General features: G+C 65.2%; 12 protein-coding genes, 1 tRNA gene and 1 pseudogene. 8 read left to right on the top strand and 6 right to left on the bottom strand.

Going from position 1 to position 18782, the window contains the following annotated elements; all coding sequences use genetic code 11:
- Positions 1-3 precede the first annotated feature (3 nt).
- Complete coding sequence (locus tag LZC94_30840) at positions 4-3507, top strand: protein kinase (GenBank protein ID WXB12236.1); 3504 nt, start codon at positions 4-6, stop codon at positions 3505-3507.
- Between the two features lie 13 nt (positions 3508-3520).
- Here LZC94_30840 and LZC94_30835 read toward each other — a convergent pair whose 3' ends face one another.
- From LZC94_30835 to LZC94_30825, 3 genes are read right to left on the bottom strand one after another with little or no spacing between them, the layout of a single operon-like run.
- Positions 3521-4873, bottom strand: a complete 1353-nt coding sequence (locus LZC94_30835; protein ID WXB12235.1) for a hypothetical protein — start codon at positions 4871-4873, stop codon at positions 3521-3523.
- 17 nt (positions 4874-4890) lie between these two features.
- Complete coding sequence (locus LZC94_30830; GenBank protein WXB12234.1) at positions 4891-5514, bottom strand: hypothetical protein; 624 nt, start codon at positions 5512-5514, stop codon at positions 4891-4893.
- 21 nt (positions 5515-5535) lie between these two features.
- Positions 5536-6354 (bottom strand): hypothetical protein, encoded by an 819-nt coding sequence (locus LZC94_30825; GenBank protein ID WXB12233.1) that lies wholly within the window; start codon positions 6352-6354, stop codon positions 5536-5538.
- A gap of 61 nt (positions 6355-6415) precedes the next feature.
- Between LZC94_30825 and LZC94_30820 the strand changes: the two genes are divergently transcribed.
- Together LZC94_30820 and LZC94_30815 are read left to right on the top strand one after the other, a co-directional pair.
- Entirely contained in the window at positions 6416-6907 is a 492-nt protein-coding gene (locus tag LZC94_30820) for an acyl-CoA thioesterase (GenBank protein WXB12232.1), read from the top strand.
- Positions 6904-7422 carry a tetratricopeptide repeat protein gene (locus LZC94_30815; GenBank protein ID WXB12231.1) on the top strand — a complete coding sequence of 173 codons (519 nt, stop codon included), beginning with the start codon at positions 6904-6906 and terminating at the stop codon, positions 7420-7422. Before LZC94_30820 ends, LZC94_30815 begins: the two co-directional genes overlap by 4 nt.
- 33 nt (positions 7423-7455) lie before the next feature.
- On the opposite strand, the gene LZC94_30810 is transcribed toward LZC94_30815, so the two are convergent.
- Together LZC94_30810 and LZC94_30805 are read right to left on the bottom strand one after the other, a co-directional pair.
- Positions 7456-7839, bottom strand: coding sequence for a hypothetical protein (locus LZC94_30810; protein ID WXB12230.1), 384 nt, complete (start codon positions 7837-7839; stop codon positions 7456-7458).
- 341 nt (positions 7840-8180) lie between these two features.
- Positions 8181-9359, bottom strand: a complete 1179-nt coding sequence (locus LZC94_30805; GenBank protein WXB12229.1) for a cystathionine gamma-synthase — start codon at positions 9357-9359, stop codon at positions 8181-8183.
- 344 nt (positions 9360-9703) lie between these two features.
- On the opposite strand from LZC94_30805, the gene LZC94_30800 reads away from it, so the two are divergent.
- Together LZC94_30800 and LZC94_30795 are read left to right on the top strand one after the other, a co-directional pair.
- A tRNA-His gene (locus tag LZC94_30800) sits at positions 9704-9777 on the top strand.
- Positions 9778-10870: 1093 nt separating this feature from the next.
- Positions 10871-11062 (top strand): annotated as a pseudogene (locus LZC94_30795) (transposase).
- Between the two features lie 267 nt (positions 11063-11329).
- On the opposite strand, the gene LZC94_30790 reads toward LZC94_30795, so the two are convergent.
- Positions 11330-12358 (bottom strand): acetylserotonin O-methyltransferase, encoded by a 1029-nt coding sequence (locus LZC94_30790; protein ID WXB12228.1) that lies wholly within the window; start codon positions 12356-12358, stop codon positions 11330-11332.
- 2086 nt (positions 12359-14444) lie between these two features.
- Between LZC94_30790 and LZC94_30785 the strand changes: the two genes are divergently transcribed.
- The 3 genes from LZC94_30785 (at position 14445) to LZC94_30775 (ending at position 18172) form a co-directional block, all read left to right on the top strand.
- Complete coding sequence (locus LZC94_30785) at positions 14445-15863, top strand: tryptophan 7-halogenase (protein ID WXB20272.1); 1419 nt, start codon at positions 14445-14447, stop codon at positions 15861-15863.
- A 373-nt stretch (positions 15864-16236) separates the two neighbouring features.
- Complete coding sequence (locus LZC94_30780) at positions 16237-17463, top strand: acyl-CoA dehydrogenase family protein (GenBank protein WXB12227.1); 1227 nt, start codon at positions 16237-16239, stop codon at positions 17461-17463.
- A 91-nt stretch (positions 17464-17554) separates the two neighbouring features.
- Positions 17555-18172 carry a glutathione S-transferase N-terminal domain-containing protein gene (locus tag LZC94_30775; protein ID WXB12226.1) on the top strand — a complete coding sequence of 206 codons (618 nt, stop codon included), beginning with the start codon at positions 17555-17557 and terminating at the stop codon, positions 18170-18172.
- Positions 18173-18782 lie beyond the last annotated feature (610 nt).

Below are 18782 nucleotides of genomic sequence, written 5' to 3'. Positions count from 1 at the left end.
CGGGTGCCGCGGCATCTCGTCGAGGCGCTCAAGGTGGGCGGCACGAACGGCAACGACATCTTCGCCGGACGTTTTCGCATCGAGCGCGAGGCCGGCGTGGGCGGCATGGGCATCGTCTACCGCGCCATCGATGAGAGCAGCGGCGAGGTCGTCGCCCTCAAGGTGCTGCGCAAGACCGGCCCCCTCGCCGCCCGCCGCTTCGGCGCCGAGGCCCAGGCCCTCGACAAGCTTCGTCATCCCGCCATCATCCGCTTCATCGCCCACGGCACCGGCGACGAGGGGCAGCCCTTTCTGGCGATGGAGTGGGTCGACGGCGAAACGTTGGCGGCGCGGCTCCGGCGCGGACCGCTGTCGGTGTCCGATGTGATCACGCTCGGCCGGCGGGTGGCCGATGCGCTGGCCTCGGCGCACGCGGTGGGCGTCCTGCACCGCGACATCAAGCCAAGCAATGTGCTCATCCCCAACGGCGATCTCGAGCAGGCCAAGATCGCCGACTTCGGATTGAGCCGCTCCATCGATGGCGCCCAATCGACCCTCACCATGACCGGCATGATCGTCGGCACCCCCGGGTACATGGCCCCGGAGCAAGCGCACGGCGTCGATAACCTCGACGGGCGCGCCGACCTGTTTTCGCTGGGCTGCGTCTTGTTCCGGTGCCTCACCGACACGGAGGCCTTCGAGGGCTCGCGCGCCCTCACGGCCCTCGCCAAGCTGGTGCTGCTCCAACCTTCGCGCGTGGCCGATCTGCGCCCCGACGTTCCGCGCGCGCTCGACGAGCTGGTGGCCCGCCTCCTCGAAAAGGAGCGCGCCCAAAGGCCCGACTCGGCCGAGATCGTGCGCGAGGAGCTGGCGCGCATCGCCGAGCTCTCGCCCAGCGAGCCCAAGATCGTCGCCGCCGCGCCGGCCCGCCCGCAGCTCGCCCCCGGCGCGATCTTCGGACGCTACGTGCTCGGGCGGCGTCTCGGCTCGGGCGGCATGGGCGAGCTGTTCTCCGCGCACGACACGGTGCTGGAGCGGAGGGTGGCGCTCAAGGTGCTCCGCCATGCGGTCGAGGGCGAGGCGACCGCGCACCTGCTCCGGGAGGCGCGCGCGGCGGCCGCGCTGAGCCACCCCAACGTGGTCACCGTCTATGACGTGGGGGAGCACGACGGGGTCCCGTTTCTGGCGATGGAGTACATCGTCGGTCAGACCCTGCGCGCGTACGTGGGCGAGCCGGGGGCGGATCTCGATCGTCGCATCGGGTGGATGATGGACGTGGCGCGCGGTCTGGCCGCGGCGCACCAAGCGGGCCTCGTGCACGGCGACGTGAAGCCGGAGAACGTGATGGTGGGCGAGGACGGCGCCGCCAAGATCCTCGACTTCGGCCTCGCGACCGCCGTCCCCAATCGCATCATGGGCACCGCCGCGTACATGGCGCCCGAGCAAATTCGCGGCGAGGAGCTCGATGGGCGCGCCGACCAATTCGCCTGGGGGGTCACCGCATACGAGCTGATCACGGGCCGCTTGCCCTGGCCCGGCGACGATGCGCTCGCGACCTTGGCGTCCGTGCTCTCGGACGAACCGGAGCCCATCCCGCTGCCGGCCGATCTCGGCTCGGCCATTTCGAAGGCGCTCCGCAAGCGCCGCGACGAGCGCTTCCCCACCATGGATCCGCTGGTCACGGCGCTGGGAGCGAGCACGCAGACGCGCGGCGGGCAGACGCCTCCGCCGCCTGCCCCGAGCGCCTCCGCCGCACCCAGCGCACCCGAGGCTCCCGGCGCACCCGAGGCGCCCGGTACGCGCAAGCGCATGGGCCGCGCGTTGGTGCTGGGCGTTCTTCCGATCGGGCTCGCGCTGGCCGGCGTGCTCTTGGTCCGCTCGGGTGCTCTGAAGGTCGCGCCGCCGCCGTCCCCCAAAGAAACACCCGCGCCGGCGCCGGCCGCGGTGGTGGTGACGTCCCTGCCCATATCGCCGCAGTGCTCCTCGGCCGCCGTCACCGCGCTGCGCGAGGGCTTGGCCGCGCTTCGCGAGGCGGGCTACCGGCGCGCGCTTCGGCTGTTCGAGCGCGCCGCGGAGAGCGATTCATCGTGCCCCGAGGCGCAGCTGCGCCTGACGATGCTGGACGAGCCCTTTCGCCCGCGCGAGCAGACGCGCGAGCAGCTGCGGCGCGCGCAGGCCCTGCGCGATCGGCTGACCGAGCGCGATCGCTTCGTGCTCGACGCGTGGTCGGCGTTGATCGAGCCGCCCGATGCGCACGAGGAGGAGGCGGAGCGGATCCTCCTCGAAGCCCTGCAGCGCTTCCCCAACGACGCCGAGCTCTACACCTTGGCCGCCGATCGCAAGCGCAACATCATCATGCGCCCCGCCGAGCTCGCGGGGGTGCTCACCTTGATCGATCGCGCGATCGAGCTCGATCCCAAGTACGCCGACGCGTGGTCGTACAAGTCGATTCTCCTCTCGGCGCTCGACCGCCCCGTGGAGGCCCTCGCGGCCCTCGACACGTGCCTGGACGTGGCGCCGGGCGCCGTCGATTGCATGGAGGTCCGAAGCGGCACCTTGCGCCGCGCGGGGCGCTGCGACGATGCGGCCGACGCCGCGCGCACGTGGATCTCGTGGGAGCCGAACCAACCCGCCGCGTACCAAGAGCTGGCGCCCTCGTTGGCCTCGTCCGGCGCCCCGCGCGAGGCGGTGGAGGAGGCGCTGCTCCTGCGGTGGAAGAACCTCCCCGAGGCGGAGCGCGGCTGGACGCAGCTCTGCGATCAGGCGAAGCTCGCGGTCTGGATGGGCGACTTCGACGGCGCCCTTCGCGCGTCCGACGATCTGGAGCGCCTGGTCACGGGCTCCGCCAATGTGGCCCCGCATCTGTGCGCGGCGCTGGCGTCCGTGGATAGCCTGCTCGAAATGGGGCGCCCCGCGCAGGCGGCCGGGGTGGCGGAGCGCTTCCTCCGCCGCAACGAAGCGTGGCTCAAAGGCGAGTCGAACCTGGGCTCCGAGTACCCCAAGACCACCTTGTTGGGCGTGGCCGTCGAGCATGGCCAGATGACCCCCGACGCCTGGCGCGAAGCCAGCGCCGGGTGGGAGCGCTCCAACCAGGCGCGCATGGATGCCTTCGAGCGATGGCTCTTTCGCTGGGGGCCCGCGGCCGGCACCCGCATCCACGCCGACGAGGCGATGCGCGAAGACCCGCGCCTTCGCGAGCGCGAGCCCCTCCCGCGATCGCGAAGGCGGACCTTCAACATCGGCACGCTCGAGGCGTTCGAGGGGCACTTGCAGCTCCTTCGAGGCGACGCGGCCAAGGCGGCGCCGCTGCTCGACAAGGTGTCGCACACGTGCCAAGGGCTGCACCAAGGCGCGCTGCGCGTGCGGTCCAACCTCTGGCTCGGTCAAGCCAAGGAGAAGCTCGGCGACATCCCCGCCGCGTGCGACGCCTACCGGCAGGTGCGCGAGCGTTGGGGCGGCGCCAAGCCTTCCTCGGTGACCGCCCAGGAAGCCGCGCGCCGCAGCCGCGCGTTGGCCTGTTCGCCGTAGCTCGGCCTAGCGCCTACTGCAGAACCAGCGGCAGCGCGAACGACTCGCTGCGATCGCGATCCTGGTACGCAAAGCCGGCGGAGTCGGTGGCCGCGTCGATGCTGCCGAAGTCCGGTACGCGGAGGATCGAGACGTTGACGGGCGTCTTCGGAGGAAGGGTCAGTCCGAGGAGCGCCAGCGATTCGACGGGGAGGCGCGCCGCGCCGCGCGAGGTGAGAATGTCGATGCGCCCGAGGCGGCCGGCGTCGACGCGCAGCCGGGCGATCCCCTTGGCCGTCCAGCGAAACCAGGTATCGCGCGGGATGCTCGACCCCGGCCGCAGATCGCCCATCAAGCTCGCGGCCGGCGGAAAGGTGGCCTCGACCTTCGGCGGGACCCGCGAAAAGTGGCGCACGATCGTGCTCGTCGCCCCGCCCGCCGCGCGCTCGGCCCGCAACGTGTAGCGCACGTTCTCGAAGTGCGGCAGCACCACGCGGCTGGAGACGTCGTTCAGCCGCCCGATCTCGCGCGCGTTGCTGCCATTGCCCGTGTCGACGAAGACGCTTCCCCGCGCGCCGTCCTTCGGGAGCAGCGCGAGCTCCATGGTGGAGACGCCGATCGGCTCCAGGGTCGGAACCCACTCCTCGTCGCGCCCGCCCATGGCCAAGAGCGTGCGGCGCGCGCCGCCCAGGTACGCGCGCGGCAGCTTGGTCGCCGGATCTTCGAGGTAGACGAGCGCCTGGAGCTCGATGCTCGTCTGGTACGACGTGTTCCAGAAGAACGTAAAGCCCCCGCCATCGTCGTCATCGCGCAGCCGGATCACGCTCCCCGAGGCCACGTAAAAGGCTTTGGCGTTCGGGGGCAGATCCGCGAGGTGCACGCGAACGTGGCACGACCAAGCCTTGCGCAGCGATTCGCCGGCCACCGTGTACTGGCGATCGTTGGCCGCGATCCCCAAAAAATGCGTGAACGAGGGCACGGGATCCGAGTCGTCGCGGACGGCGATATCGTACTGGCTCGCCGTTCGGACGAGGGTCACACCGGGAAACAAGAAGAAGCCGCCGGGCCCCGAACGACGGATCGCCGCGCGCGGGGGCACGCCCTCGTCGCTCTCGCCACCGTGCGGATCGGTGAAAAAATCGTGCGCTTCGCCCGGCGGCGGCAGGGCGTGCGTGCGGTGCGGCCCGGGGATGCCGTCGTCGGAGTCGTACGTGAGGCTTTGGCCCACGAGCACCGCGGCGCCCTCGAGCATCTCGCCATCGCGCCGGACGACGCCGCGGATGTCGAGGCCCGTGCTGGGCGGCGGGGTGATGGTCGGGGGATCGTGGCTGCAGCCCGGCATCAGGCCGAGCAGGGCCAATATGATCGACGAAACGCGATGCTGCATGAACAAGAAAGCGCGGATTAGGGATCTCTCCCGCCCGCAGGCGATGGGTTGAACCAATAAGCGTCGGTCGAGCCTTTTCGCATGACCGTGAAACGCAGAAGATCGACTTCGAAGACGGCAAACGCGCCGAGGGTGCTCGCATTCCCGGTCAGGTTCAAGAACTGCGCGCCCACGGCGATTTGCGGACCCCAGGGCGCGCCAAGGGTGAGGACCCCCTGGAGCGGCATGCGGCCGTGGTCGCCATCTTTCCAGAGCCGAAAGGCGACGCCCGCATCGAACGCGAGCCCCCACTCGCCCCGCGCAAACCCACCGGTGGCCACGCGGGCGGCGACCCCCACATCGGTTCCGAGGCTGAAATACGTGACCGAGCGCGCGATGCCGCCCACGACGATGTTCGAGCGCGGGGTGGTGCCCACGCCCAGGCTAAAGTTGAGCGCGCCGGCGCGGTCTGCCGTGCCGGTGGCGTCGTTGCGTTCGAGCGCGAAGCCGCCGCCGGCCGTGAGCCACGAGGTGAGATCGGCGCGCGCGGCCCGCTCGGAGACGGTCAGCGCAAAAGCAGCGGCGAGGAGCCCGAGGAGCGAACGAGATAGGACGCGGGAAGCGGACGGGGCGAACGGGCTGGAGAAGGTAAGGCGGCGCACGTCGCCCGAGTGGCTACCACGTCATGCGGCTTCTGTCGCTGGAATCGTCGGGGGTAGGGAGGTCGAGACGGGCGGCGATGCCGGCGGCGATACCGCGGGGGGAATCGGGGTTGGCACGGTGGCCATCGAGGCCACGCGGCTCACGGGATCGAAGGGGCGGGCTTGCGCGCGCTTGATCCGGGCCACGATGAGATCCATCACCTCGGCATCGTAGAGCAGCGTGTTGTGGCCGCGGCCCGGAAGAACGATGTGCTCCCCGCGGGCAAAGGCGCCGGCGGTGTGGTGCACCACCCGGTCCGCCGTGCCGGAGATGCTCGTGTGCGGCACGTCCGACGGGGTGCGCGTCCGCATATCGCGAAGCACTTCGCTCCCGGGATGCAAGTCGGCGCCGACGAAATAAGGAAAGAGCATCGCGGCCCGCGCACCCCCGAAGGGGCTCGCAAGCGAAATCGTTTGTGCAACGCGCATATAGCCGCCGAGCTCCTCGACGTACCAGCGCGACACCAGGCCGCCCAAGCTATGGCCCACCAGGTGAATGCGAACGCCGCGCGGAATGCGGTCCACCAATTTGGCCAAGCTGAGGGCGATGCGCCGCACGCCCACGCCCGGCAAGTGCGTAAAGCTCGCGACCCGCGCGCCCGTCTCCGCCTCGATGCGCTTGCGCATGGGCCGAAAGACGCCGGCGCTCGCGAAGAAACCATGGACCAAGACGACGACGTCTTCGCCCGCACGCGCTTCCGGCACGATCGGCGCAATGTCGCGCGGCATGAGGTACACCTCGCGCAGCGTCGCCAAAGCTTCATTCCCTCCGGCCAGACCCGGCCAGTCGCGGAGACCCATGAAGCGTAGCTACGCACATTCCGTGCCCCTCCAGCCAGTTTTCGACTTATAGGAAGATCCCGTGCACGCTGAACCCATTTTTGCGCATACCATCGAGGTCACCCCAGAGGACATCGACGCACTCGGTCACGCGAGCAATATCGCGTATGTTCGCTGGGTTCAGGACGTGGCCGTGGCCCATTCCGAAGCGGTTGGGTTCGGCTATGCGGAGTACAACGAGCTCGGAGCCGTGTTCGTGATTCGGCGTCACGAAGTCGATTATCTGCGTCCTGCATTACGCGGTGACAGGCTTGAGGTGCGAACGTGGGTCGCCAGCGCACAGGCCGCGAAATGTATTCGCATGACCGAAATACGAAACGCAAGCACGGGCGCTGTGCTCGCAAAGGCGTCGACGACCTGGGGCTTCGTCGACGTGGTGAAGGGGAGGCCCACGCGCATCCCCGATCCCATTCGCGTCGCGTTCCTTCAGCCGCCGCGCGGTCGCGCGGCCCGGGCCGAGGCTTCGGATTCGGCGCCCGAAGGAGCTACTCTTTCACCCGTGAGCGAGCCATGAATCATCTGCCTTCCCGACCGAACCCCGCCGACGCCCAAGACGCAGCCCACTGGGAGGCGGTGGAAGAAGCCTCCGAGCTGCTCCACGAGGAGCGCTTTCGCGAAGCGTTGGAGGTGCTGCGCGACATCCTGCGCAAGGACGCGAAGAACCCCTACGCGTTCTTTCTCACCGGCATCGCGCTCTACGAAGTGGGCGAGCTCGAGCCCTCGCGCGACGCCTACCGCGCGTGCTTGAACGTCGCCCCGAAGCACCTCGGCGCCCGCGTCGCCCTCTCGCACGTGCTCCGCACCCTGGGCGATACCAAGAGCGCGATCCGCGAAGGCATGGAAGCGCTCTCGCAGAGCCCCGGCGACGGCGACGCTCTCCACGCGGTCGGCCTTGCCTACTTGGCCCGCGGTGAAACGGTCGCCGCCGAGCGCTATCTCAAGGCGTTCCTCGACACGAACCCCGAGTACGAGGTGTCCGAGGACGTGAAGGGCATCCTCGAGCAGATGAAGTCATCACCGCCGTCCTAGGCGTTCGCCGCGCGGGGCAAACGCCGTGGGCCATCATTCCTGCGTGCAGTTCTCGAAGCGGTACTCGGCCTTGGCCTCACAGAAGCGGTTCGCGCCGCCCGTGAGCTCGGCGCGCGGGCACGAGACGCTGGCCCAAACGGCGCCGGCCTTGATTCCGGGGCCGCTGCTGGTGGTCGCGATGGTGCCCGTGCAGCCGCTTTGCTGGAAGGTACCGGTGCTCCGGTCGTACCAGGTCCCCAGCAAGTTCGTTTGATCGCCGCTCGAGGTGAAGTGGCCGCGGATGGAGAAGCTTTGCCGGGCCTGAATCTGCGCGCTGGCCTCGACGAAGTACCCATCGCCCTCGGGTTTGACGGTGCAGCTCACGCTGAGCGAAGCGCCATCGACCTGCTCGCCGTCGGGGACGGGGTTAGTTTTCACGTCTCCGATGACGGGCCAAAGCTCGCCTTTCAGCGCGCAATTCTCTCCGCCGGGACCGACCTTTCCGCTCACGGCGGCCTTCGGCAAGGACGGTTTGGAATCGGAGCAGCCGATACCGACAAGCGCGGAGCACGCGACGATCACCGTCGCGAAAACCATCGTCGAACCCTTCGACAAGCGCATTCTCATTCTCCTGGGAGGCACATGTTCCCTGCGGGTGCGGGGTCAAGCCGTACGAAGGCCGAGCTTCGGCCAAGCACCCGTAAGGATAGTCGATCCGCGTGCCCCGGACTAGAAAGCGAGGTTCGGGTGGGTAGCGCACACCTCCTTGGGCGGTGCGCTTACTTGGTCGCCAGCGCGGCGGCGAAGCCCCGCTCGAGATCCACCCACAGGTCGTCCGCGCTCTCGATCCCCAGCGAAAGGCGGAGCAATCCATCGCCGATCCCAAGCTGCGCCCGCGTTTCGGCCGGGAGGCTCGCATGGGTCATGATGGCCGGGTGCTCGGCCAAAGATTCGACGCCACCCAAGCTTTCCGCGCACGCGAAAATTCGAAGCGACTTGAGGAAGGCGGTGGCTGCCGGGAGCCCGCCGCGGAGCTCGAAGCTGAGCATCCCACCCGGCCCCGACATCTGCTTCGACGCGAGCGCGTGGCCCGGGTGATCCGGAAGCCCGGGGTAGTAAACGCGTGCGACCTGTGGATGCAAGGTAAGGCGCTCAGCGACCTTGCGTGCAGTCGCGACGTGTCGCTCCATACGCACCGCCAACGTCTTGACCCCTCGAAGGACGAGGTAGCAGTCGAACGGGCTCGGAACCGCACCGGCAGCCTTTTGAATGAAGTGAAGCCGTTCGGCCAGCTCCCCATCCCGGGTCATGATGGCGCCGCCCACCACATCGGAGTGCCCGTTGATGTACTTGGTGGTGGAGTGCACCACCGCCGTGGCGCCCAGCGCGAGCGGCTGCTGCAAGATGGGGGTCGCGAACGTATTGTCGACCACCAGCGGCAGCTTGGCCTTGCGCGCGATCTCGGCGATGGCCGCGATGTCGAAGATTTTCATCATCGGGTTGGAGGGCGTCTCCATCCAAATCAGCCGGCTGGATGGGCGAAGGGCCGCCGTGACGCGCGCGGGATCGCTCATGTCGATGAAGGTCGCGTCGATGCCGAACTGCTTCATCACCTTGTCGAAGATGCGGAACGTCCCTCCGTACACATCGTCGCCGACCAAAACATGGTCGCCGCTCTTCAAGGTGAGGAGCATGGCCATGGTGGCCGCGCACCCACTTCCGAACGCGATCGCATGGCTCGCTCCCTCGAGGGCCGCGAGGCACCCTTCGAGCGCCGTCCGCGTCGGGTTGCCCGCCCGCGAATAGTCGTACTGCTTGTAGACCCCCGGCCCGTCCTGCGCGAACGTGCTCGAGAGCACGATGGGGGCCATCACTGCCCCCGACGAAGCGTCGGGCTCCTGGCCCGCGTGGATGCAAAGGGTATCGACCTTCAGGCTGGAACTGTCTACGTCGCTCATCGTATGTCGTCTCTAACACGGGCACCTCGGGTGCGGGGCGGATGGCCGCGTGATGCGGGGGGGATTGGCCCTTGCGGGCTGCAGGGTCGGGCTGCGGGCGGTCGAGGTGTCGTGCGGAGTTGCCGCGGGGGCTGGCGGCGGTGGTGGTGGCGTGGTCGGGGTGGTCGGGGCTGCGGATGGTGCGGTCGCGGGGGGCGTCTCGGTCGCGTGGGGTGGCTAAATTGCCCTGGATGCGACGAGGTGAGCAGGGAGGGCGCGGATTTTGACGTGCCCCTCTAGGCGGCGGAGCGCGATTGCGCTAGAAGGGCTCGCGAAACGGAGATAGCTTCAACGTTGCATTCTTGGTGGCCGTAGCTCAGTTTGGTAGAGCGCTGGATTGTGGCTCCAGCTGTCGCGGGTTCGAGCCCCGTCGGTCACCCTGCTTACTTTCGTTGGGATTTTCGTCCTCGGAAGCGTCGAGCTCTTCCGCTTCGTACCAACCGCCGTACCAATGGTGTCCTGAGCCGCCGACGCGAGGGTTGCCCGCGCTCCCCCCGAGACCACGGCGTCATCGTGATCTCTCCGGCGTCGGCGATTTCGACAATTTGCGACAGTTGCTCCTCTTCGAGGTGGCTCGATGATCCCGCCCGAGCTTCGCTCGCGCATTCGCCGCCTCTTCTTCGCCGAGCACTGGAAGATCGGCGCCATCGCGGCCGAGCTCCGACTCCATACTACTTCTCCAAAATCGGCCCTCTCGTGATCGACGAGGAGGGGTTTCTCGCCTTAGACAATCGCAACGCCGACCTCCTCTTTCAAGTCGTCAATCGAAGGTACGAAAAGAAGAGCCTCGTGCTCACCACGCGCCGTCTCGGGGACGGATCACCGGCTCCCCGTGGTCCGGTTTTCTCGCAAGGAGCGACGAGGGTCTCTCAGGTGCCTGGGTTGTCCTCTTCATGCGCGCCGCGAGCTCCGTCACCGGAGTGTCCGCCACCTACCTCGCCAGGTGTTCGACCCACCGCCCTGATTTCCGGGGTCTTCGCTGTTGCCTTCAGGCGGGCCAATGCCCTAGGCACCTGGGATGCGTCATTTTCGATGCTGAATTGCCGCGGCCCACATGCTCGCGTGCCTACGCATCGCCGGCGTCGTTTCCTTCTCCGTCGCAAGGCTCGCTACCGGCTGGGCAAGCTTCCCCTTGGCCGGACGGATTCGGACCCGCTGGACAACATCTTAGAATTTCATGAGCTCCGCATCGTCATTCCTTCTGACCAGCCTTTCCTGGTCGCACTGGCCCCATGATCCTGCGAGCTGGCGCGCGACCTGCGCCATCGAGCGATGGGGCGAACGCTTTGATCTTTCTCGATGAAAGCGGATCAACTTGTCGATGACGCGCTCGTGCGCGCGAGCGTTTAGAGGTCAGAGAGCACCGGGGCGCGTGCCGAAAAACTGGGGAGATAGCGTGACACTTTGCGCCGGCATCGCACTGCGTGGACGGTCGCACCCCTTTATCTGCATGGCAGCATGACGGGGAGATCTTCGAGGCGTATGTCGAGCAGTTCCTCGTGCCCGAACTTCGCCCCGGAGACATCACCGTGATGGATAGCCTGTCCGTACACAAGATGCTCTGCGTCCGGCGTCTGATCGAGCGTGCAGGCGCCAAGCTGTTGTTCCTTCCGCCGTATTCACCCGACTATTCGCCCATCGAACCTGCTTGGTCGAAATCAAAGCACTGCTTCGACGCTCCGCGGCACACCGGTCATGATATCCGCGCCAATGCCCAGTAAGGGCCTCCCCGCACCGCCGCTATCCAGCACCCAAATGTCGATGTCCACCGCCAGCGTGCCCCACCAGGCGTGGCACCGCGCCATGGATGCCCCGATATCGCGTGATCGTCCACTCTGGAGACGCGACATTGGCACAGAGGGCGGGGTCCGGTACCATCGCACCGTCTTGCGTGACCGCGGCAGCAGGCGTGGCACGCGCCCCCCGCATTCTCAACGCGCTACGGCCTCGATGATGTGAACGATCGTCCCCGTAGAAACGACCCGCTCGAGCGCAAAGCCCGTCTGCGACAGCAGCGCGCGAAACTCCTCCACTGTACGCTCGCGCCCTTCGAGGAATACCATCATCTGGAGATCCAGCACCTTGGTCGGACTCGGCTCATTGCCCCGCGGCACCACTTGCTCGAGCAATAGCAGCCGCCCGCCGGGGGTCATCGCCTCCCGGCATCGTCTCAGAATCGCCGCAGCGCGCTCGTCGTTCCAGTTGTGGAGGATGAATTTGAGCAGATACACGTCGCCGCCAGAGGGAATTGACACGAAGAAATCGCCGCCGATGAGCTCGCAGCGATCGCCAATCCTGCTCTCACGGATCGCGGCGCGCGCGCCATCGATGGCGGGCGGACGGTCGAAGAGAATGCCGCGCGCCCCCGGGTGCGACTCCAGCAACGCGATCAACAGGTTTCCGTGCCCGCCGCCGACGTCCACGACGATCTCCGCGCCATCGAGCTCGATGGCCCGGCTGATGGCGGCGTTCTCTACGGATGAGAGGCTGGTCATCGCCTGGTCGAAGATCTGCGCCTCCGAAGGGTGCGCACTGAGGAATTCATAGAAGGAAGACCCAAGCACGATGTCGATGGCGGGTTTGCCGCTCCGCACGCTCGCGACGATTCCTTCCCAGCTCCGCCAGTGCCAGTCGGCCCCCATCATCCGTACCAGGCCGCGCATGGACCCCGGAACGTCGCTCTGCAGGATCGCACCGAGCGGCGTCGAGGTGAATCGCCCTCCCTCCTCGTCTTCCGTGAAGAATCCGATTTGCGTGAGCGCACGCATCACCCGGTAGAGTGAAGGCGCGTCGCAGCCAGTGGTTGCAGCGAGCTCCGCGACGTTCTGCGGCTTGGCCGCGAGCAGATCCGCGAGCCCCAGCTCTGCGGCCACGTACACGGCTCGGAACGAGCATATCTGGCCGAACATCTGCAGCACGGTGTCGGCGGGAGACAAAGCGGAAATATCAGATGTGTTCATAAGACATCCTCCAATGAAGGCTCGACGGAGACGGCGAGAAGAAGGGACGGTACCGCCTCAAAGCTCGGATTCGATACCCGTGGGATTCGACGATAGCCATGTTTCCTCCACCTGAGTTAGCAAAGAGCAGCAAGTCAACAGCCGCAATTTTTTGGTGTGCTCGCCGGCCCCGCTGGCGGTCGAGAGCCGCCGTCATGCGCCGTACGCCCCGGCGAGCGCGTCGAGGTAACCTTCCACCGAGTGATGTCCGTCGACCACCCCACTTTCGAAGACAGCGGGCCACAGAAGTCGTCGACGTGCTGCGCGTACGCGCCGGCCGATGCAGGTACGCGGCGACTTGCTTGGAGTGGTCCACCGCGCGCTCGGTCCCGTCGACACACACGACATCGCATCCATACCCATCATAAGAAAACTCCAGCCTGGCAACGCCCCTCACATCGTCTGGACGAGTTCGCACATGCGACAGCTGTCGGGTCGCGCCTGTTCGGGCAGCGCGTTGCGGCAATGTATCCGAATAGAAAATATGTCGGAAACGATCGAGATCCGACTGGCATAAGCGGCGCTCGGTACTGTAACGCATCATGCAGAGCATGAACTAGTACCGCGAGCATGGATCGACAAGGGCTTTTGGCCAAGGAATCTGAGTGGCACCGATTGCGGCAGATGAGATTGAGCACACGAGAAACCTGACTACCACTTTCGTGCCGTTCGATACCGCGTGACGAACGAGCGATCGTTCAATAGATCCCGTGCCGCCGCTCACCAAAAGCAAATGCGTTACGGTATTGCCATTTCGGTAGGCCGGGCAAGTGAATTCGAACGAGTGTGTCATTCTGGGGGGGCACTTATTTCATATGAATCTATCGCGCCAGAAGCTGCCTATCCGATCATATAGCCCTTTACCAAAAAATTGGTACGGCGTACCGCGCATCACCGTATTATAAGACACCTCGCCGTACGCTTCCGGTGGTGCACCGAAGCCGTCAATCAGACATCGTGCCCGTCGATAACTTAATTTCTCCGATTCCGTGCTGCGATGCATCGCGGGTACCGGGAAGAGTCGGCAGCCCGCGGCGTGCATTGTTGGCCCGAACTGGAGGTGACATGCTCGTTATGTAATTTCCATGCCGCGAGTGGCGTGGCCGCTTACAATAGTGGACCCATACCGACATTGAGACGCCTATTATGGCGGATGCTGAGCGCTCTATCACGCGAAAGCTGCCGCGCTGGAGGGCTTCGCCCCCGCAATCATCTGGACTTCGTGCAGGCCAACCATCTTTTTGCCAAGGCCCGTCAAACTCGTTACCGATGAGGCGCGCCATCGCAAAGACATCGCGGATCTCTTGGCGTGCTGGGAGCCAAAGACGGTTCGGTGCTGCCGACGGAAACCGAAAAGGAGTTTTGGACGGCCTGGCGCTCGGGCAAATTTTTTTGCGCGTCCGTTCAAACCGCAGGTGGCGTCGTTGTTTTGCCTCTTTTCCGAGGGGCTCGGTTACGCGGTCCTTTATCACTTGGCAGAAAGTCACCACCGATCCGAAATTTCGCGCCACGAAACTTTGGGAGCTAATGGCCGATTTCGCGGTGTGGGCAAAAAAGTTGAGCGCGACGCGGCGCTCTACGAAATTGTGCGCCATGCGTGGGGTGACCAGCATTCGGTCACTACGACGCGTTTCCCGGAGGGCGCCGTCGACTCGGCGATGTACGCAGTGGCGCCAATTGCTCACAGGGACGTGACCAGGATAACGCGGATGTCGCGTCGTCATCGCTAGTCGATTCGCAAAATCTGGCAAGTCGTGGTTGAAGTTTCAACGCCCATCACTATTATTCATTGTCGTCATATTGCGGTTGCACGATCACTGAATGTTGTTGGAAGCCGGCCTGTCTATCGCAGGATCGGTTCTCGCTGAAGTGTCCTTATTCTATTAATTGGCTAGGAACCCGTAGTTTCGGGATATCCTCTTCGTGCCAAAATCATGGCTTGGCTTGGAACGGTGCGGACGATATGAACCATAGTGCAAACGAATCAGTTGACGTGGTCGTACTCGGTGGGGGCCCCGGTGGGGCGACGCTCGCCACGCTGGTGGCGATGCGCGGCCACCGAGTGGTCCTGCTCGAGCGCCAGCGCTTTCCGCGATACCAGATCGGCGAGTCGCTGCTGCCGTCGACGATCCACGGGATTTGCCGGATGCTCGGCGTCTATGAGGAGGTCGAGAAGGCGGGGTTCATGCGCAAGGCAGGGGGCACGTTCCGCTGGGGCAAACAGCCCGACCCCTGGACATTCGCGTTTGCCGCCGGGCCGGAGCCGCTCAAGAGCACGGCGGGGTACGCCTACCAGGTCGAGCGCTCCAAGTTCGATGCCCTGCTCCTCGACAATGCGAAACGCAAGGGTGTCGACGTCCGCGAGCAGTGCAGTGCGAGCGAGTTGGTGCGGGAGGGCGGCCGGGTGGCGCGCGTGCGGTACACGGACGACACGGGCGGCGAGCGAGGGATCCGGACACGCTTCGTCGTCGACGCGTCCGGCAATCAGAGCCGGTTCTATAACCTGGTCGGCGAGCGTGTGTACTCGAAGCTCTTCCAGAACGTAGCCATGTTCGGCTACTTCAAAAACGGCAAACGGTTACCCGCCCCAAACCAGGGGAATATCCTCTGCGCGGCGTTCGAGTTGGGCTGGTTCTGGTACATCCCGCTGACTGCTGAGCTGACGAGCGTGGGCGCGGTGATCGCCAGGGAGCACGCGAACAAGATCCAGGGTGATCCCGAGGCGGGGCTCCTCCGGCTCATCCAGGCCTGTCCACTGGTGCGCGACTTCCTTGCCGAAGCGACGCGCGTTACCGAGGGACAGTACGGGCAAGTGCGCGTACGCAAGGACTATTCGTACTGCAATACGCAATTCTCGGCACCCGGCCTCGCGCTCGTGGGCGACTCGGCCTGCTTCATCGATCCAGTGTTCTCCTCCGGGGTCCACCTGGCCACGTACAGCGGGGTCCTGGCCGCGCGCTCGATCAATAGCTGCCTCGAGGGGAGCGTGGACGAAACGCGCGCGATGGAGGAGTTCGAGCGCCGCTACCGCCTGGAGTTTGGCGTGTACTACGATTTCCTGATGGCGTTCTACGACATGGAGCAGGGCACGGACTCCTATTTTTGGCAGGCGCGCCGGGTCCTCCATACCGAAGAGAAGCAGAACGATGCATTCATCCGACTGGTGGCGGGTGTCGCCACCGCGCCCGCGGATTTCTTCGCCATGCGGCAGGACCTCGGTGCGTCGTTCGCGACCGTCGTCGAGGGCCTCAACGAGGCCACCAGCCTCGGGAAAGAGGCGGTCGAGCAGGCGATGCACAAGATCCGGGTGGACGAGCAAATCTTCCAATGGTCGAACCTCATCCACCAAGGCCTGGAAGGGGTCCCGCCCGTCGAGGCTCCCTCGTCATCGAACGCCCTCGTCCCCTCCCCCGATGGCCTGTCCTGGTCCATTGTACCCAGCGTCCAGCCCCGTGAGGCGGTGTAGCGCGCCACGCCTACGGAGGTGAGGGATCGAACGGAGCACACGTCGATGGGTCGGTCTTCGACGCTGGCAAAGCGGGCTCGATGCCTCCGAGTCTCACACGGATGAATCTCGTCCACGGGGCGACGGCATCACGCATCATCGACATCGCCGCGAAGCTCGGGATTGCGGACAAAGTTGCGCGACGGGCCGAGCGTGGCGAGACATGGAAAGAGGGCGCGTCAGGCCCGCCGCTCGCTCGGCGCGTGATGATCCTCAAGCTTCCTGTAAGAACTGCCAACAAATCCAATCGTCGATCATTTTCCGCATCCCGGTGGAGACGCGTCGGGATTAGGAACTCTTAGAGAATCGCGTCGTAAGGGCGCTGGAGGTTGTGATGTCTGATGCAGTGCAGATAAATCCGCCGGAAGCAGGGGTGACCGACGAGGTCATGATCCGGCGCGCCAAGGAGATGATTCCGACGCTGAGAAAGCGAGCGGACGAGGCCGAGCGACTGCGCACCTTACCTCCCGAGACGTTCCGGGAATTCCTCGATGCGGGTTTCTATCGCATCTTGCAACCCAAGCGATTTGGCGGCTACGAGCTCGGACTCCCCACGTTCTGCGAGGTCATGAAAACCATATCGCGGGGCTGCTGCTCCTCGGGTTGGGTGCTCTGCTTGACCTCCGCCCATACGTTCCACCTGGCGGCCTTCCCGGAGGCGGGTCAGGTCGAGATCTATGGCGATACCGGAGATGTGCGCGTTCCGTTGATCCACACCGCCACGGGAACCGCCATCCCGGTTCAAGGTGGCTACCGGCTCAGCGGCCGCTGGAACTACAACTCCGGGGGCGAATACGCGACGTGGGTAGTGCTCACCGCGATGGTTCCAGGCGCGGGCGAGGGCGCGCCGCCGAAAGATCTGCTCATGGTGGTCATCCGCCGCGAGGATTTCGAGATCGTCGACAACTGGCACGTGATGGGAATGCGCGGGACGGGATCCAAACAAGCTCTGGTCCAAGACGTCTTCGTGCCGGAGCGACGCGCGATCCCGCACCGACCGTGGATGCTGGAGGGCCAGGCTCCAGGCTATGGGGTCCATGCCAACCCGTTCTACCGCACACCGCCGATGGGCGTGTTTAGCTCCGAGCTCGCGTCGATCTGCGTCGGGCTTGCCGAGGCGGCGATCGATGGTTTTTACGAGCGCGCGACGACCAAGGTGAGTCCGTTTCCCCCGTTCAGGAAGCTCAGCGAGGACCGATGGGCTCACCGTCGCGTGGGCCAGGCACGCGCCCGGCTCGAGGTCGCCGAGGCCATGCTCCAGCGCATCATCGCAAACCAGCTCGATCTGGCGAAACGCGTCCAGGGAGGTGACATCGACTACATCGGGGAGCACAGGCTCGCTTTCATGCGCATCCAGCAGACGATGCGCCAGGTGCGCGACTGCGTGGAGTGCTTGTTCGATATCAGCGGAACCAGTGTGGCCCAGTCAGGTCAACCCCTCGAGCGGATCTACCGCGATCTCACCACGATCCGTACGAACTTCATCATGTCCGACGAGGAGCGAACGGCGGAAAACTGGGGCGCGTGCTTCTTCGGCCTTCCACCGTACTCGGACTTTTGAGCGACGGTGGGAGCGGTTCACCTGGGAGCCAGAATGACTTCGCGCCGGGTGATTTCGGTGTATGTGTCCATCAACTGTAAAGGAGGCTAGCATGAAAATTTTCGGACTCCCTGGGAGCCCCTGCACGCGTAAGGTCATGACGACGCTCGCCGAGAAGGGGCAAGAAGCCGAGATCGTCCTGGTCGATGTCAGTAAGGGGGAGCAGAAGGCGCCCGCGCATCTCGCCCGACAACCATTCGGCCGGATCCCCACGCTCGAGGACAACGGGTTCTCCCTGTACGAGTCGCAAGCGATCATGCGCTACCTGGATGAAAAGCTGCCAGGCACCTCGCTGCAGCCGAAAGCTCTCGAGGAGCGGGCACGGATGAACCAGTTCATGAGCATCGAGCAGTCCTATCTCGTCGCGCCGGCGGTTGGGATAGTCAAGCAGCTGCTCCTCGGAAAGATGGCCGGCAGGGAGCCCGACATGGCGATCGTCGAAGCGGCGAAGGTCGAAGTGGCGAAGGCGCTCGATGTGGCGGACCAGGCCCTTGCTGGGGAGAAGTATCTCGCGGGCAGCTCGTTCTCGCTCGCGGACATCGATTGGATGCCGTACGTGCATTACATCGTCCAATCGGGCGTGGGAGCCCTGATCACGGATCGCCCGAACGTCGCGGCCTGGTGGCAGCGGGTCAGCGGGCGGCCCTCTTGGCAGAAGGTCGTAGGCTAATTTAGCTAGCCTCCCACCGGCTGCGCCGACGCGATGCGGGAAACGGCGTGACCTTCGGGGAACGCCGTATGTAATGCAAACAGCTCCAGGCCGCGGACGCCACGTCCGACGAGCGCGATCCTCCGATAAACGATATTCGAATCAGTCTCCCGATGAACGCCAACGCGTCCAGCCAACTGCGCAGTATCGAGACAATGCAGTGTGATCTGGACGTGCCGCGTCATCGGTCTCATTGCTTATCTTGATACGACTCAACGCGCGCAAAGTCGATTAATTACGAGCTACAGGCGCGTGTATATTGATGTTTCGGATCATATCCAGAGCGACCGCTGCACGACGCCCCAGCCTCTCCTTGGGGCAATCGGATTTACGGGCACCGACGAAGCGTGCGCTGAGTGGGTATGATATCGATGGTTTCAATGGGGAGATAGGTCGCTCTTTGGCGAACGTTCATCGAGCAATAGTAGAAGCCCGATGGCCCGCGATGCGTTGGGCCGTTTCAATCATCGAACTCTTTCTTGACCCCAAAACCCTTATTTCCGATCACACTCGGGGTGGCCACGATGACGACTCATGCACTCTTATCCCGTCCAGAATCGTCTCTTATCAA

The organism is Sorangiineae bacterium MSr11954, from assembly GCA_037157815.1.
In the GTDB taxonomy this organism is placed as follows: Bacteria; Myxococcota_A; Polyangia; order Polyangiales; family Polyangiaceae; genus Pendulispora; species Pendulispora albinea.
This window is presented reverse-complemented; position numbering and strand designations above follow the sequence as displayed.